Annotated in this window: 14 protein-coding genes; 7 read left to right on the plus strand and 7 right to left on the minus strand. The window is 63.4% G+C overall.

The annotated features are described in order from the left end of the window. Positions 1–15 precede the first annotated feature (15 nt). A complete protein-coding gene (gene yedA / locus ACLEJQ_RS22725; protein ID WP_440798664.1) occupies positions 16–918 on the minus strand; it encodes a drug/metabolite exporter YedA in 903 nt (300 codons plus the stop codon). Positions 919–1,080: 162 nt separating this feature from the next. Here yedA and ACLEJQ_RS22730 point away from each other — a divergent pair, with 162 nt between their 5' ends. After that, a complete protein-coding gene (locus ACLEJQ_RS22730; RefSeq protein WP_440798666.1) occupies positions 1,081–1,533 on the plus strand; it encodes an Lrp/AsnC family transcriptional regulator in 453 nt (150 codons plus the stop codon). A 127-nt stretch (positions 1,534–1,660) separates the two neighbouring features. Here ACLEJQ_RS22730 and ACLEJQ_RS22735 read toward each other — a convergent pair whose 3' ends face one another. The 3 genes from ACLEJQ_RS22735 to ACLEJQ_RS22745 all read right to left on the minus strand — a co-directional run bounded on the left by ACLEJQ_RS22735 (position 1,661) and on the right by ACLEJQ_RS22745 (position 3,668). Then, the gene (locus ACLEJQ_RS22735) at positions 1,661–2,272 is read right to left on the minus strand and encodes a 3'-5' exonuclease (protein ID WP_440798668.1); all 612 of its coding nucleotides are present in this window, start codon (positions 2,270–2,272) and stop codon (positions 1,661–1,663) included. 22 nt (positions 2,273–2,294) lie between these two features. Then, on the minus strand, positions 2,295–2,774 hold the full coding sequence (locus tag ACLEJQ_RS22740; RefSeq protein ID WP_440798670.1) for a LabA-like NYN domain-containing protein: 480 nt from the start codon (positions 2,772–2,774) through the stop codon (positions 2,295–2,297). 126 nt (positions 2,775–2,900) lie between these two features. Beyond that, positions 2,901–3,668, minus strand: a complete 768-nt coding sequence (locus ACLEJQ_RS22745; RefSeq protein WP_440798672.1) for a DUF2076 domain-containing protein — start codon at positions 3,666–3,668, stop codon at positions 2,901–2,903. A gap of 174 nt (positions 3,669–3,842) precedes the next feature. On the opposite strand from ACLEJQ_RS22745, the gene ACLEJQ_RS22750 reads away from it, so the two are divergent. Both ACLEJQ_RS22750 and ACLEJQ_RS22755 read left to right on the plus strand, forming a co-directional pair. After that, on the plus strand, positions 3,843–4,505 hold the full coding sequence (locus tag ACLEJQ_RS22750; protein WP_440798674.1) for a YciC family protein: 663 nt from the start codon (positions 3,843–3,845) through the stop codon (positions 4,503–4,505). An 82-nt stretch (positions 4,506–4,587) separates the two neighbouring features. Further along, positions 4,588–5,667 carry an endonuclease/exonuclease/phosphatase family protein gene (locus tag ACLEJQ_RS22755; RefSeq protein WP_440798676.1) on the plus strand — a complete coding sequence of 360 codons (1,080 nt, stop codon included), beginning with the start codon at positions 4,588–4,590 and terminating at the stop codon, positions 5,665–5,667. Positions 5,668–5,807: 140 nt separating this feature from the next. Here the strand turns inward: ACLEJQ_RS22755 and hrpB are convergent, their stop codons facing one another. Then, entirely contained in the window at positions 5,808–8,324 is a 2,517-nt protein-coding gene (gene hrpB, locus ACLEJQ_RS22760) for an ATP-dependent helicase HrpB (RefSeq protein ID WP_440798678.1), read from the minus strand. Positions 8,325–8,420: 96 nt separating this feature from the next. Between hrpB and ACLEJQ_RS22765 the strand changes: the two genes are divergently transcribed. After that, positions 8,421–8,840 carry a polyribonucleotide nucleotidyltransferase gene (locus ACLEJQ_RS22765; RefSeq protein ID WP_440798680.1) on the plus strand — a complete coding sequence of 140 codons (420 nt, stop codon included), beginning with the start codon at positions 8,421–8,423 and terminating at the stop codon, positions 8,838–8,840. 28 nt (positions 8,841–8,868) lie between these two features. Further along, positions 8,869–9,762, plus strand: coding sequence for a cation diffusion facilitator family transporter (locus tag ACLEJQ_RS22770; RefSeq protein WP_440798682.1), 894 nt, complete (start codon positions 8,869–8,871; stop codon positions 9,760–9,762). A gap of 162 nt (positions 9,763–9,924) precedes the next feature. On the opposite strand, the gene ACLEJQ_RS22775 is transcribed toward ACLEJQ_RS22770, so the two are convergent. Next, complete coding sequence (locus ACLEJQ_RS22775; protein ID WP_440798684.1) at positions 9,925–10,935, minus strand: DUF6515 family protein; 1,011 nt, start codon at positions 10,933–10,935, stop codon at positions 9,925–9,927. A 415-nt stretch (positions 10,936–11,350) separates the two neighbouring features. Between ACLEJQ_RS22775 and ACLEJQ_RS22780 the strand changes: the two genes are divergently transcribed. Both ACLEJQ_RS22780 and ACLEJQ_RS22785 read left to right on the plus strand, forming a co-directional pair. Next, positions 11,351–11,830 carry an Lrp/AsnC family transcriptional regulator gene (locus ACLEJQ_RS22780; RefSeq protein WP_144929880.1) on the plus strand — a complete coding sequence of 160 codons (480 nt, stop codon included), beginning with the start codon at positions 11,351–11,353 and terminating at the stop codon, positions 11,828–11,830. 244 nt (positions 11,831–12,074) lie between these two features. Next, positions 12,075–12,284 (plus strand): DUF2788 domain-containing protein, encoded by a 210-nt coding sequence (locus tag ACLEJQ_RS22785; RefSeq protein ID WP_003228500.1) that lies wholly within the window; start codon positions 12,075–12,077, stop codon positions 12,282–12,284. On the opposite strand, the gene ACLEJQ_RS22790 is transcribed toward ACLEJQ_RS22785, so the two are convergent. Then, a complete protein-coding gene (locus tag ACLEJQ_RS22790; RefSeq protein ID WP_440798727.1) occupies positions 12,279–12,845 on the minus strand; it encodes a pseudouridine synthase in 567 nt (188 codons plus the stop codon). The two genes, ACLEJQ_RS22785 and ACLEJQ_RS22790, sit on opposite strands and share 6 nt — an antisense overlap. Positions 12,846–12,923: the final 78 nt, after the last annotated feature.

Here is a 12,923-nt window from a genome sequence, read left to right on the forward strand (position 1 = left end):
GCAGTTTACCCTAAATCACGATACGGTCGGCGCAGGCTTGGGCTTGCGCCACTGCGGCAACCCGATCAGCACCACCGCACTGATGATGACCAACATCGCCACCGCCTCTTCGACGCCAATGCTTTCGCCGGCGAAGACGATGCCCAGCAGCACCGCCACCGCCGGGTTGACGTAGGCATAGCTGGTGGCCGCCGCCGGACGCACGTGCTTGAGCAGGTACATGTAGGCATTGAAGGCAATGATCGAACCGAAGAAGGTCAGGTAGGCCAGGGCGAACCAGCCTTCGAACGGCGGCACCTGTTCCAGGCGTTCACCGCTGGCCACGCTGCCGATCAACAGCACCACACCGCCCACCAGCATCTCCACGGCACTGGCCATGGCCCCGGCCGGCAACGGCACGTGCTTGCTCAGCACCGAACCGAAGGCCCACGACGCCGCCGCGAACACCAGCAGCGTGGCGCCCAACGGACTCGATTGCAGGTTGGAGCCCAGGTTGAGCATGGCAATGCCGATCAGCCCCAGGACAATCCCCGCCCATTCCAGACGGGTATTGCGCGCCCCCCAGAAATACCCGCAGAGCAAGGTAAACAACGGCACCGTCGCCACGGCCAACGCCGCCACACCGGAGGCCACGCCGGTGTGTTCGGCCACGCTCACCGCGCCGTTGCCAAAACTGAGCAACAACACGCCAATGACCGCCCCGGCCTTCCATTGCGCCCAGGTCGGTGCCGGCGCCCCACGCCAGCGCAGGAAGCCGTACATCAGGGAGCCTGCCAGCACAAAGCGAATCCCGGCCAGCAACAGCGGCGGCCAATGTTCCACGCCAATGCGAATCACCAGGTAGGTCGAACCCCAGATAACGTACAAGGCGAAAAAGGCAGCGATCAATGGCAGAGGGAAACGGCGTAGGCCCGGCATGGTTGGCTCGAAGTCAGGTCAATGAAGAGAGGTTATTCTAGAAAGGCGACCGGCGGAAAATAAGCTACAAAACCTGTTTATCCGAGCCATACACTTTTCAAAACACGGAGATCAACGCTATAAACCGTGCTTTCGAAAGTGCCCCTCTCTGGAAGCCATACCGTGGACAAATACGACCGCATGCTGCTCGCCGCCCTGCTGGAAAACGGCCGTGCGTCCTACGCCGACCTGGCCCGTAAAGTGAACCTGTCAGCCCCGGCGGTGGCCGAGCGGGTCAGCAAGCTGGAAGCCAACGGGGTGATCACCGGTTACCAGGCCAAAGTCGACATGGCGAAGATCGGCCTGCCGGTGCAGTGCGTGATCGAACTGCGGATGAACCAGCACGGCAACCAGAAGACCTACGACGAACTGTGCAAGATCCCACAACTGACCGAGTGCCACCGGGTCACGGGGGATCCCTGCGTGATCATGCAGGCAGCCGTCGGCTCGATGCCGGAGCTGGAGGAACTGATCAACCGTATTGCCAAGTTCGGCTTCAGCAAGACCTCGATCGTGCTCTCCAGCGCCATTGAAAAGCGCGTGCCGTTGGGGCAGTTGGAAGGCAATGGCAAATAGCAGATTCAACACAAATCAATATTGTGGGAGCGAGCCTGCTCGCGATTGCGGTGTATCAGATACGAATATGCTGCCTGACACTGCGCTATCGCGAGCAGGCTCGCTCCCACAGGGGTAGGTGGTGCGTTCAGACTACGCGATAGCGCTTGAGATGCTCATTGATCTTCGCCGCCGGCACTTTCTGCAAGCTGCACAGCAAGTCATGGGACAACTCCCGCAGCCCATGTTTCTGCCGCAGTTCGCCGGCCAGATGGGCGGTCAGGTTGGCGGCCATTTCGGCGTCGGCCATGGCCCGGTGAGCCTGGCCGGTGTGGGGCAAGCCGGCGAAGCGGTTGAGGGTGCCGAGCTTGTGGTTCGGTGCTGCCGGCATCAGGCGTCGGGCCAGCAACAATGAGCAGGCGAAGTTCTGCAATCGGGTGCGCTTGATTCGTCCCAGTTCGAAGTCCCAGAACTTCTGGTCGAACGCAGCGTTATGGGCCAATAGCGGCGTGATGCCGACGAACTCGTTGACCTCGTTCATTACCTTTTCCGCCGGCGGTGCGCTGCGCAGCATGGCGTTGCTGATGCCGGTCAATTGCTCGATGAAGGCCGGCACGCGCACGCCGGCGTTCATCAGGCTCTGGTAACGGTCGACAATCTGCCCACGTTCGAGAATCACCACGGCGATTTCCGTGGCCCGGCAACTGCTGCTCGGGGTGATGCCGGTGGTTTCAAAGTCGATGACTGCAATGCGTTCCAAACCTGTCTGAACTCCGTATGAATCAATTCTTGAGCAGCAACGCGCCTTCGATAGGCACGTAGCGGCTGGCGGCGCGGATCAGCGAGTTGGCCGTCAGCCCAGGCACGCCATAGGCCACCGCTTGCACCCCATGCTTGCTGATGATGCGTTCGAGCAGCATGTCGAAATCGCCATCGCCGGAGGCCAGCACCACTTCATCGACGTGATCGGCGGCGTCCATGATGTCCAGCGTGATGCCCACGTCCCAATCGCCCTTGGCCGAGCCGTCACTGCGCTGGATGTAGGGCTTGAGCTTCACGACGAAGCCCAAGTTGCGCAGGATCTGCTGGAATTGCTGCTGTTTGCTGTCGCCACGGTCGATCGCATAGGCGTAGGCCTCGACGATCTGCCCCTGCCTGCTGACATCGGCCCACAGCGCGGCGTAGTTGAAATGGCAGCCGTAGGCCTGGCGCACGGTGTAGTAGAGGTTCTGGACGTCGGCGAACACTGCAATTTTTTTCACCGCGGTTCCTCTTGGATGCACGAGCGCAGGCCGGCGGGCCCGTAAAGGCGCTCAGTATGCCAGCCCAAAGGAACGTCACGCGAATAATCGGTCCGAGGCGCACGGGCGCCCCGGACGAATGGCAGGTCAGACGAAAGAGTCGTCGTCGCTGAAGAAGGACGAATCGTCGTTGTAGTCGGCGTCGCTGAAACCTCCCTGGTCGCTGCCATAGTTATCGTTGTCGGCAACGCGCTGATCATCGCCCCAACCGCTGTCGCCACTGTTGCCGGTGTCATTGACCGGTTGGGCCGGCTCCTCGCGCAGGATCTCGACGATTTCCTGCGGTTGCTGGTTGTTGTGGAACAGGCTGCTGATACCTTGGGCCAGCATCACGCCGCCGGCCACGCCCGCTGCGGTCTTCAGTGCGCCACCGAGAAAGCTGCTCGCTGCCGGGGCTTGCTGCTGCGGCGCGCCGTAGCCCGCAGGCGGTGCGCTGAACCCTTGCTGGGGCGCAGCCGAGCTGAACGACTGCCGCCCCGGTTCCCGCCAGCCGCCGGACGCCGGGGCGCTTGGGGCAGGCGCCGGGCGCGAGTCCCGATTGCTGCCGCCGAAAATGCTCGACAGGAAACCACCGCCGCCATTGCTCGACGCCGGCGTCTGGCTGCGGGCCTGTTGCAGTTCGGCCTGCAATTGCTCGACCTGCTGGGTGAGCTGCTTGTTCTGCTCATCGAGGCGCTTGATCGCGGCCTCCTGCACCAGAATCGCCTGGGCCATGAAATAACCGGCCGCAGGCTGGTTCGCCAGGTGCTCCTTGATCCGCGCCTCGGCCTGGGCGTCGCGCGGGGCTGAGTCCTTTTCGGCTTGTTGCAGCCGTGAAAACAGTCCATCGATCAGGGTTTGTTCTTCGCTGTTCATGGCGACCTCATCAGATTGCCGGGTAGAAACCATTCCGATCCCAAGACCGGTGCGAACCAGTTATGGGGCTCGTCCGCATGGTTTCAACGGTCTTTACCAGATGTTTACGTTTGCTTGTGCGGGGGCCCGATCGGTTAAAGTGTCGGACCGCTTTTTAAACTGCGATACCGAGCCATGAATCCGTTTGACGTGCTGCGCGACTCCCTTTATTTCTTCAAGCGCCATCTGGGCCGGATCGCTCAGCTGTGCCTGCCGTTGGTGATACTGGAAGCGCTGCTGCAACAAGGCGTGGACAGCGCGGTCGGCCCCGAAGGTTTTCCCGGCTACAGCCTGATCGTCGGATTGCTGGTGTACCCGCTATACACCGCCGCGCTGATCCTGTTTCTCGACGCCCGCAGTCGTGGCGATGCGCCACACTCCCGTGATCTGCTGGCCACGGCGCTGACCCTTTGGCCGCGTTTTGCCCTGCTGACGGCCCTCAACACGCTGCTGATCCTGGTCGGCATCTCGTTATACGTACTGCCAGGCTTGTGGTTGATGGTGACCCTGGCCTTCAGTGAGTACCTGCTGGTCCTGAGGGGTTTGACGCCGCTGGCGGCGATGAGGGAAAGCATGAAAATGAGCCGCGGTAATTTCTGGCGGATCCTGGTGTGCATCCTCTGTGTAATGGGCCCGTTGTGGCTGCTCAAGGGCGTCAGCGTCTCGGCGTACCCGCCGCCTCAGAATCCCTTGCTCAGCTTGTTGATCGACAGTGTCCACAGTTTCCTGCAGCTGTTCACCAGCGTGGTGCTGTTCCGCATGTTCATGCTGCTCGAAGGGAAACCGGACAACCGCTGAGGACGTCCCCCAGGGCTTGGGCTCGGGAAGCGCTCTCGGTTATGCTCGGGCTCACTTTTGTGTTTCGCCCATAAGCCGAGCCATGACCCGTCTATTGCGCTACATCCTGCTGGGCCTGCTGTCGATCGTCAGCCTGGCCGCCCTGTCGATCTACGCCCTGGCCTGGCGTCCGCAGCCCCGGGAAGCGATGCCGGTCAGTTGCGCGGCCAACGCAGCGCCGCTGATGCCCGGCCAGGCTCTGAAAGTGATGACCTGGAACGTGCAGTTCCTGGCCGGCAAGCGCTATGTGTTCTGGCATGACCTGGCTCAGGGCGACGACGAAAGCCCGACCCTGGAAGACATGGCCTTCAGCCTCGATGAAGTGGCGCGGGTCATTCGCGACGAACAACCGGACGTTGTCCTGCTCCAGGAACTGGACAACGGCGCCAAGGCCAGTGACTACCAGAACCAGCTCAAGTTGCTGCAGGAACGCCTGGCCGATCTCTACCCGTGCAGCACCAGCGCCTTCGACTGGAAGGCCGATTTCATACCCTCCCCGCACATCTTCGGCAGCGTCGGTCGGCAATTGGCGACCTTGAGCCGCTACCGCATCGACCGCGCCGAACGGGTCCAGCTGCCGGTGGCCGACGCCAATTTCATCAGCCGTCAGTTCCAACCCAAGGACGCCTTGCTGGTGAGTTACCTGCCGCTGAATGACGGCGGCCAACTGGCGGTGCTCAACACCCACCTGGAACGGGCCGCCAAGGCGGATGAAACCCTGCCCGCACAAGTCAGCGCCGTGGCCAAGGCGCTGGACAAACTCGAATCCGCCGGCACGCCGTGGCTGATCGGCGGTGACTTCAACTTGCTGCCCCTGGGCCAGTACCGGCGCCTGCCCGTCGAACAGCGCACGCCCTACTCCGCCGACAGCCCGCTGCACCTGCTGTGGGACAAATACCCGATGATCCCCACCAACAACGAGGCCAGCGGCATCGACCGCGAGCACTGGCTGACCCACTACCCGAACGACCCCGGCCTCAACGGCCCCGACCGCACTGTCGACTACCTGTTCTACAGTCCACGGATCAAACGGGTCGAAGCCCAGGTGCGGCAGGACGATACCCTGCGGATCTCCGATCATCTGCCGGTCATTGCGCGGTTCTTGTTGCCGGCTGCGCCGTGATCTGAGAATCACCGCCGAATCCCTTGTGGGAGCGAGCCTGCTCACGATAGCGTCAGGTCAGCCAGCAATGATGTAACTGACACACCGCAATCGCGAGCAAGCTCGCTCCCACAGAATCTGTGTTCAATTGCGCAATCAGCTCACTTACGCGGCTTCGCCCGCGCCGTGGCCTCGGCCACCAACGGATCATCCGGCCAGTAATGCTTGGGATACCGTCCTTTCAAATCCTTCTTCACCTCGGCGTAGGTGCTGCGCCAGAAGTTCGCCAGGTCCTGGGTCACCTGCACCGGGCGGCGCGCCGGGGATAGCAGGTGCAGCTTGACGATCTGGCGGCCGCCGGCGATGCGCGGGGTGTCGGCCAGGCCGAACAGTTCCTGCAAGCGCACCGCCAGAATCGGTGGATGCTCGCTGTAGTCCAGGCGGATCGACGAACCCGACGGCACGCTCAGATGGTGGGGAGCCAGTTCGTCCAGGCGCTGCGGCAACGGCCAGGGCAGCAGGTTGTGGACGATGCTGGAAAGATCCAGGTTGGCGAAGTGACTGAGGCGCGACACCCGTCCCAGGTAGGGCATCAACCAATGTTCGAGGCTGCCCAATAGCGCCGTGTCGCTGACGTCCGGCCATTCGCTCTCGCCTTTGGCGTCCAGGTCCAGGCGGCGCAACAGCGCCACTCGCGCCTGCCATTGGCGCAGCTCCGGGGTCCACGGCAGCAGTTCCAGGCCCTTGCGGCGCACCAGGTTCACCAAGGCCTGGCTGCGGGCGGCTTCATCAAGGCCGGTCAGTGGCTCGCGACTGAGCACCAGTTCGCCGACCTTGCGCTGGCGCTCGGCCCTCAACACGCCTTCGCGTTCGTCCCAATCCAATTGATCCACGGTGCGCACCTGCTCGGCCAACACCGAGTCGAACAGCGCCGGGTCGAAATCGCTTGCCAGGTAGATCCGCTCCTCGCGCTGGCCCTGGCGACTGCCCAGGTCGGCGACCACCAGCCACGCTTGTTTCATCAGGCTGTCAGCCTCGGCGAACAGCGCGGCGCGACCGTTGGCCAGGCGATATTCCGCCCCGCCCGGTCGGCGCTGCTGGGCAACGCGGTCCGGGTAGGCCAGTGCCAACAGCGCGCCAAGCCAGCGCGGATGATCGGGATCGGCCACCGCTTGCTCGGCCTTGCCGCGCAAGTAGCCGCGATATTGCCGGGCCAACTGCCGCGCCCGCTGAACGCCACCCTGTGCCCCGCGCGCGGCCCGTTCTTCGCCCGACAACAAGGCCAGGCGACTGTGCAGATCCGCCCCGGCACCGCGCAGAATGTCACGTTCGCCCAACAGCGCCGCAACGTTGCAGGCCATGTCCGCGAGGCCCAGCGCCTGGCCGCGCAGCAGTAAATGGGCGATTCGTGGATGAGCGGGCAACTCGGCCATGGCCTGGCCGTGGCGAGTCAGTTGCGCACCGTCCAGCGCGCCCAGGCGCTGCAGCAGGTCTTGGGCCTGGGCATACGCGGCGGCCGGAGGAATGTCGAGCCAGACCAATTGCTGCGGGCTCACGCCCCAACGTCCCAGTTGCAACGCCAGGCCGGCCAGGTCCGCCGAGAGGATTTCCGCACTGCCATAAGCGGCCAGTTGTTCGTGCTGGTCTTCGGACCACAACCGGTAGCACACCCCCGGCTCCAGACGCCCGGCGCGACCGGCGCGCTGGGTGGCGCTGGCCCGGGAGATACGCTGGGTGTCGAGCCGGGTCATGCCGCTGCCCGGATCGAAACGCGGCACCCGGGCCAAGCCAGCGTCGACCACCACCCGCACGCCGTTGATGGTCAGGCTGGTTTCGGCGATGTTGGTCGCCAGCACCACTTTGCGTTTACCGGAGGGCGCCGGATCGATGGCCGCGCGTTGGGCTGCCAGGTCCAATTCGCCGTGCAACGGACAGAGCAGCACATCGGTGTTCTCGCCTAACGCGTCGGCCAGTTGCTGATGGACGCGACGGATCTCTGCCTGCCCCGGCAGGAACACCAGCACACTGCCGTCTTCATCGTGCAGCGCTTGCAGCACTGTCTGCACCAGTCGCGGCTCGATGAACTCACCGGGCTGGAACGGACGGCCCCAGCGGACGCTGACCGGATACATCCGCCCTTCACTGCGCAGGATCGGCGCGTCGTCCAACAGCCCGGCCAGGCGCTCGCCTTCCAGAGTGGCGGACATCAGCAGGATCTTCAGCGGCTGGTCCTCGCGAAACAGTTCCCGGCCGTTGAGACTCAGGGCCAGCGCCAGGTCGGCGTCGAGGCTGCGCTCGTGAAACTCATCGAAAATCAGCAGGCCCACGCCTTCCAGCGCCGGGTCGTCCTGCAAGCGGCGGGTGAGGATGCCTTCGGTGACCACTTCGATGCGGGTGTTCGGGCCGACCTTGCTGTCGAGGCGGATCCGGTAGCCGACGGTTTCACCGACTTTTTCCCCCAACTCACTGGCCAGTCGCTCGGCCGCCGCCCGAGCCGCCAGGCGCCGGGGTTCGAGCATCAGGATGGTCTGCCCGGCGAGCCAGGGCTCGTGCAACAGGGCCAGGGGCACGCGGGTGGTTTTACCGGCGCCGGGCGGCGCTTCGAGCACGGCTTCGTGGCGCGACGCCAGGGCTTGACGCAAGGCGGGTAAAACTTCATCAATCGGCAAAGAAATCATGCTGGCTCCAGAACAGAGGGCCGAGTATAACGGCGAACTGTTTGGCGTGGTCTGGACTCAAACCAGCAATGCCCCCTACCTGCTCAGGAGATTGTTATGCGTATGCCCTTTCGCGTGATTGGCGGCGTCCTGGTCGCCACCCTGCTGACCCAGGTCACCGCCTGCGGTTCGATCTTCTACCCCGACCGTCGCGGCCAGATCGATGGCAAGATCGACCCGGCGATTGCCGCCCTCGACGCCGTCGGCCTGCTGTTCTACATCATCCCCGGCTTGATCGCCTTCGCGGTGGACTTCGCCACTGGCGCCATCTACTTCGAACCAGGCAGGACCGCCCAGATTGCCCCGGAGAAACTCAAGCCGGCGATCAACGCCGACGGCAGTGTCGACAACCACAAGCTGCAGGCGATCCTGGAAAGCGAACTGGGCCGCAGCTTCCCGCTGGATGATCCACGGCTGATCCAGCACAAGGGCAGCGCGCAGCAACTGGCCGCGCTCGGGCTCAAGCCTGCCGCGTGATGGGCGCCACTGAAGGAACGACCGCGCCATGACCACCAGCACCGAACACGCTCGTCTATTGCGCCTGGCGACCCGGGCGTCGGTGGGCGTGGCGCTGATCCTGATTGTCGCCAAGGCGCTGGCCTGGTGGTTGAGCGGTTCGGTGAGCATGCTCGCCGGCCTGACCGACTCGGCATTGGATGGCGTCACTTCGCTGCTCAATCTGCTGGCGGTGCATTACGCGCTGCGCCCCGCCGACGATGACCATCGCTACGGCCATGGCAAGGCCGAGTCCCTGGCGGGCATGGCCCAGGCGCTGTTCATCGGCGGCAGTGCGGTGTTGATCGCCTTGCAGGCCTTCGAGCGTTTGCAACACCCAGTGCCGGTGGACGCGCCGTGGCTGAGCGTCGGCGTGATCGTTTTTTCCCTGGCGCTGACCCTGGCGTTGCTGGCGCTGCAACATAAAGTCGTCCGCGCCACCGGCTCCAACGCCGTGCGCGCCGATTCGCTGCACTATCGCTCCGACCTGTTGCTCAACGGCAGCATCCTGGTGGCCCTGGTGCTGGCCGGCTTCGGCTGGTACCAGCTCGACGCCTGGTTCGGCCTGGGGATCGCCGCGTACATTCTCTGGAGCGCGGTGCAGATCGCCCGGGAAAGCTTCGCGGTGTTGATGGATGAGGAACTGCCGCCCGACGTCAGCCAGCACATGCTGGAACTGGCCTGCGGCGTACCCGGCGTGCTCGGTGCCCATGACTTGCGCACGCGGATCTCCGGCAACCATTGGTTCGTGCAATTGCACCTTGAACTGCCCGGCGAGCTGACCCTGTCAGTGGCCCACGGCATCAGCGACCAGGCCGCCGATGCCATCCACCGCGCCTATCCGAAGGCCGAAGTGCTGGTGCATGCCGATCCTTCGGAGGTAGTGAAAAACACCCGCACCTGATTCCTGACCACCACCCTGTGGCGAGGGAGCTTGCTCCCGCTCGGTTGCGCAGCGACCGCAAGATCCTTGGGCCGCTTCGCCCGAGGCGTCGGACCGTCCCAGCGGGAGCAAGCTCCCTCGCCACAGGGGAACGCGTTCTCACTACAAGGGACCGCATTGCGCTCAGTAACTCACCTGATACCCCCGGCTACTCAAGCAACTGCCCTGGGCCTGCCGATAGGTCTGCACCACCTCCGGCGCCGGCGGGTAGGTGTAGTTGCGCGGGTCGAAGCCGCTCTGTTGCACGGCCCAGCGATAGCAATCGTAGCCATCCTGATTGACCTGCTCGGGTGACTGGCCGTTGGCCGGATACGCCACCACATCGTAGCTGTTGCCCTGGGGTTGCGGCTGCGGGTTGGCAACGGGCGCATCGACCACCACGTAATCCTGGGTGTTGGCTTCATAGATGTAATAGGCCCCGGCGGCGAGGAAAAACAGCGAGCTGCCGATCCACACTTCCCGGGCGTAGTCGGGCAGGTAGCGGGTGCGAATACCCCGTGGCGGCTGGACCACGACATAGCGCGGACCCTGTGGGCGATACCAGTAGCCGCCCGAATAGAAATAGTCCTGCCCGCGATAGGGCACGCGGTAATTGCGATCCGGGAAGCGATCGATCACATACCCCGGACGATATTGCGGCCCAGGCCCCCAACCGTTGCCATGGCCGTCCGGCTGTCCCGCCCAATGCGGGTCAGGGCGGTTGTCATGGCCCGGTCCAGGACGCGGCCCACCGTTGGGATAGCCGTCGTTGCGGCGCGGAATATCGCGGTAATAACCCGGTTGCGGTTCCCGGGTCTGGGTCACGCTGTCGGGACGTCCCTGGATCGGTAGATTATTGCCCGGTTGCTGCGGCGGCCGCCCCTCGCCGTTAGGGTCGTGAGGCGGCCGATAGTAGTTTTGCCCGCCCTGACGCTGGGCACCGGGTTCGAACTGGCGACTATTGTCGCCCCGAATGATCTCGTTGCTCTGGGGCCGAGGCTGGCCTGAATACCCCTGGCCGTTGCCGCCTCGCCCATCGTGATCGCGCCCACCGTCAGGACCACCACGGTTCTGCTGATCATCGGCCAATCCCTGCGCACTGACACTTGCCCACAACAGACCAACACCTGCCAAACGCCAGATGCGCGACTTCATGTTATTCCTCACGACGGTTCAGGGCCTGATGATAAGACTGGAGAAAGCCCAGGCCGGTTCGGCGACAGATTATCAGCCGTTGGGTTTATTTCGCAGGCATTAAAAAAGGGAGACCCGTCGGCCTCCCCTTGAGAACTTCGTCCGTGCGCGACGCTTTTGACGTCGGCTCACCTCACGCCGTCTTCTGGACAGTGTGCAGCTCGGGGGGCGCCAGCTACCTGTAGGTGCCGCGACCGCAGCCGGCCTGATTGGGCGGGCTGCACTGGACTGTTTGTCCGAGCAGTGATCTTGGTGATAAGAATAGGCCTGGCGCGCCGACAGATGATTGCGAAGATTGCGTAAATAAACATCACTTGCGCAATTTTTAACCCCGGATAGATAATCTGTCGCAATTATCAAGATAAAGGCCCGACCGATGAGCAAACTCGACCGTTACGACCTGAGCATTCTGGCGGAATTGCAGCGCGACGCACGCATCTCCAATCAGGAACTGGCCGAACGCATCGGCTTGTCGCCTTCTCCCTGCTCGCGTCGGGTCAAGCAGTTGGAGGACGACGGCTACATCACCCGCCAGGTCGCCCTGCTCGATCGCAAGATGCTCGGCCTGAGCCTGACCGCCTACGTGCTGATCGGCATGGACCGCCACACCCCCGAGCGTTTCGAGAACTTCGAAGCGGCGATCCGCAACCTGCCGCAGGTGCTGGAATGCAGCCTGGTGACCGGCATGGATGCCGACTATCAACTCAAGGTCGTGGTGCCCGACATGGACCACTACCAGAAATTGCTGTTGGGACACCTGACCCGGATCGACGGCGTCACCAGCGTGCGCTCCAGCTTTGTGCTCAACCAGGTGCTCAGCAGCACGGAACTGCCGTTGACTCACCTGCGCAACTGAAGCCGCCAAGCCCTTTGTGGGAGCCGAGCTTGCTCGCGATAGCGGTGGCACAGTCACACCTTTGTTGACTGACATGCCGCCATCGCGAGCAAGCTCGACTCCCACAGGGTCCAGGCAGGTCAAAAAACAACATGGTCACAAGGCGATGAACAGCTGCGACACACCGCCGCAGGCCAATCCCTCGCTCATCCCCCATGCCGTATAATCGCCCGGCCTTTCAACCCCGCCACGCCGGAGTATCCCGATGGATCCTGCTGTTTTCGAAGAGTGGATGATGACCGGCCTGGTCAGCATCCTGATCATTTTCATGGGCTTCATCGTCTGGGATTTGGCGAAGAAATCCAAGGCCGGGCGCTTCGGCTCGTTCATCCTGTTTTTCGTACTGGGCCTGGGCGTGGCCGCCTTCATCATCAAGAGCGTGGTGATCGGCCTGATCGAATCCGGGGCGTTATAAGCGCGCCGGTACTTCCTTCCACTGGCCCTGGTCCAGCCCTTCGAGGGTCCAGTCGCCGATTCTGACCCGCACCAGTCGCAGCGTCGGTAACCCCACCGCAGCGGTCATGCGCCGCACCTGGCGATTGCGCCCTTCACGAATCACCAGTTCCAGCCAGCTCGTTGGAACACTTTTACGAAAACGTACCGGCGGATTGCGCGGCCACAGTTGCGGCTCATCCAATGGGCGGGCCTCGGCGGGCAAGGTCATGCCGTCGTTCAACTCCACCCCATCGCGCAGGCGCTGCAACTGCTCGGCACTCGGATCGCCTTCCACTTGTACCCAATAGGTCTTGGCCAGTTTGTGTCTGGGATCGGCGATACGCGCCTGCAGTTGCCCGTCGTTGGTGAGCAACAGCAACCCTTCACTGTCACGATCCAATCGTCCAGCCGGATAGATACCGGGCACGTCGATGTAATCCTTGAGCGTCGCCCGCCCTTCCCCGTCGCTGAACTGCGTCAGCACATCGAAAGGTTTGTTGAACAGAATCAGCCTGGGCTCGGCCGGTGGAGCCTTGGCCACCCGACGCGGGGCGCTGGCTTGGGGCCTGGCGCCAGGACGGCGTGAAGCGGGACGTGGAGGACGGGGCATGGCGATTAC

The organism is Pseudomonas sp. SMV71, from assembly GCF_052042015.1.
Lineage (GTDB): Bacteria > Pseudomonadota > Gammaproteobacteria > Pseudomonadales > Pseudomonadaceae > Aquipseudomonas.

Coding starts and splice junctions, on each gene's coding strand:
- ACLEJQ_RS22765 (WP_440798680.1), top strand. CDS start 8,421: ATGCGTATGCCCTTTCGCGTGATTGGCGGCGTCCTGGTCGCCACCCTG.
- ACLEJQ_RS22755 (WP_440798676.1), top strand. CDS start 4,588: ATGACCCGTCTATTGCGCTACATCCTGCTGGGCCTGCTGTCGATCGTC.
- ACLEJQ_RS22770 (WP_440798682.1), top strand. CDS start 8,869: ATGACCACCAGCACCGAACACGCTCGTCTATTGCGCCTGGCGACCCGG.
- ACLEJQ_RS22785 (WP_003228500.1), top strand. CDS start 12,075: ATGGATCCTGCTGTTTTCGAAGAGTGGATGATGACCGGCCTGGTCAGC.
- yedA (WP_440798664.1), bottom strand. CDS start 918: ATGCCGGGCCTACGCCGTTTCCCTCTGCCATTGATCGCTGCCTTTTTC.
- ACLEJQ_RS22745 (WP_440798672.1), bottom strand. CDS start 3,668: ATGAACAGCGAAGAACAAACCCTGATCGATGGACTGTTTTCACGGCTG.
- ACLEJQ_RS22775 (WP_440798684.1), bottom strand. CDS start 10,935: ATGAAGTCGCGCATCTGGCGTTTGGCAGGTGTTGGTCTGTTGTGGGCA.
- ACLEJQ_RS22780 (WP_144929880.1), top strand. CDS start 11,351: ATGAGCAAACTCGACCGTTACGACCTGAGCATTCTGGCGGAATTGCAG.
- ACLEJQ_RS22750 (WP_440798674.1), top strand. CDS start 3,843: ATGAATCCGTTTGACGTGCTGCGCGACTCCCTTTATTTCTTCAAGCGC.
- hrpB (WP_440798678.1), bottom strand. CDS start 8,324: ATGATTTCTTTGCCGATTGATGAAGTTTTACCCGCCTTGCGTCAAGCC.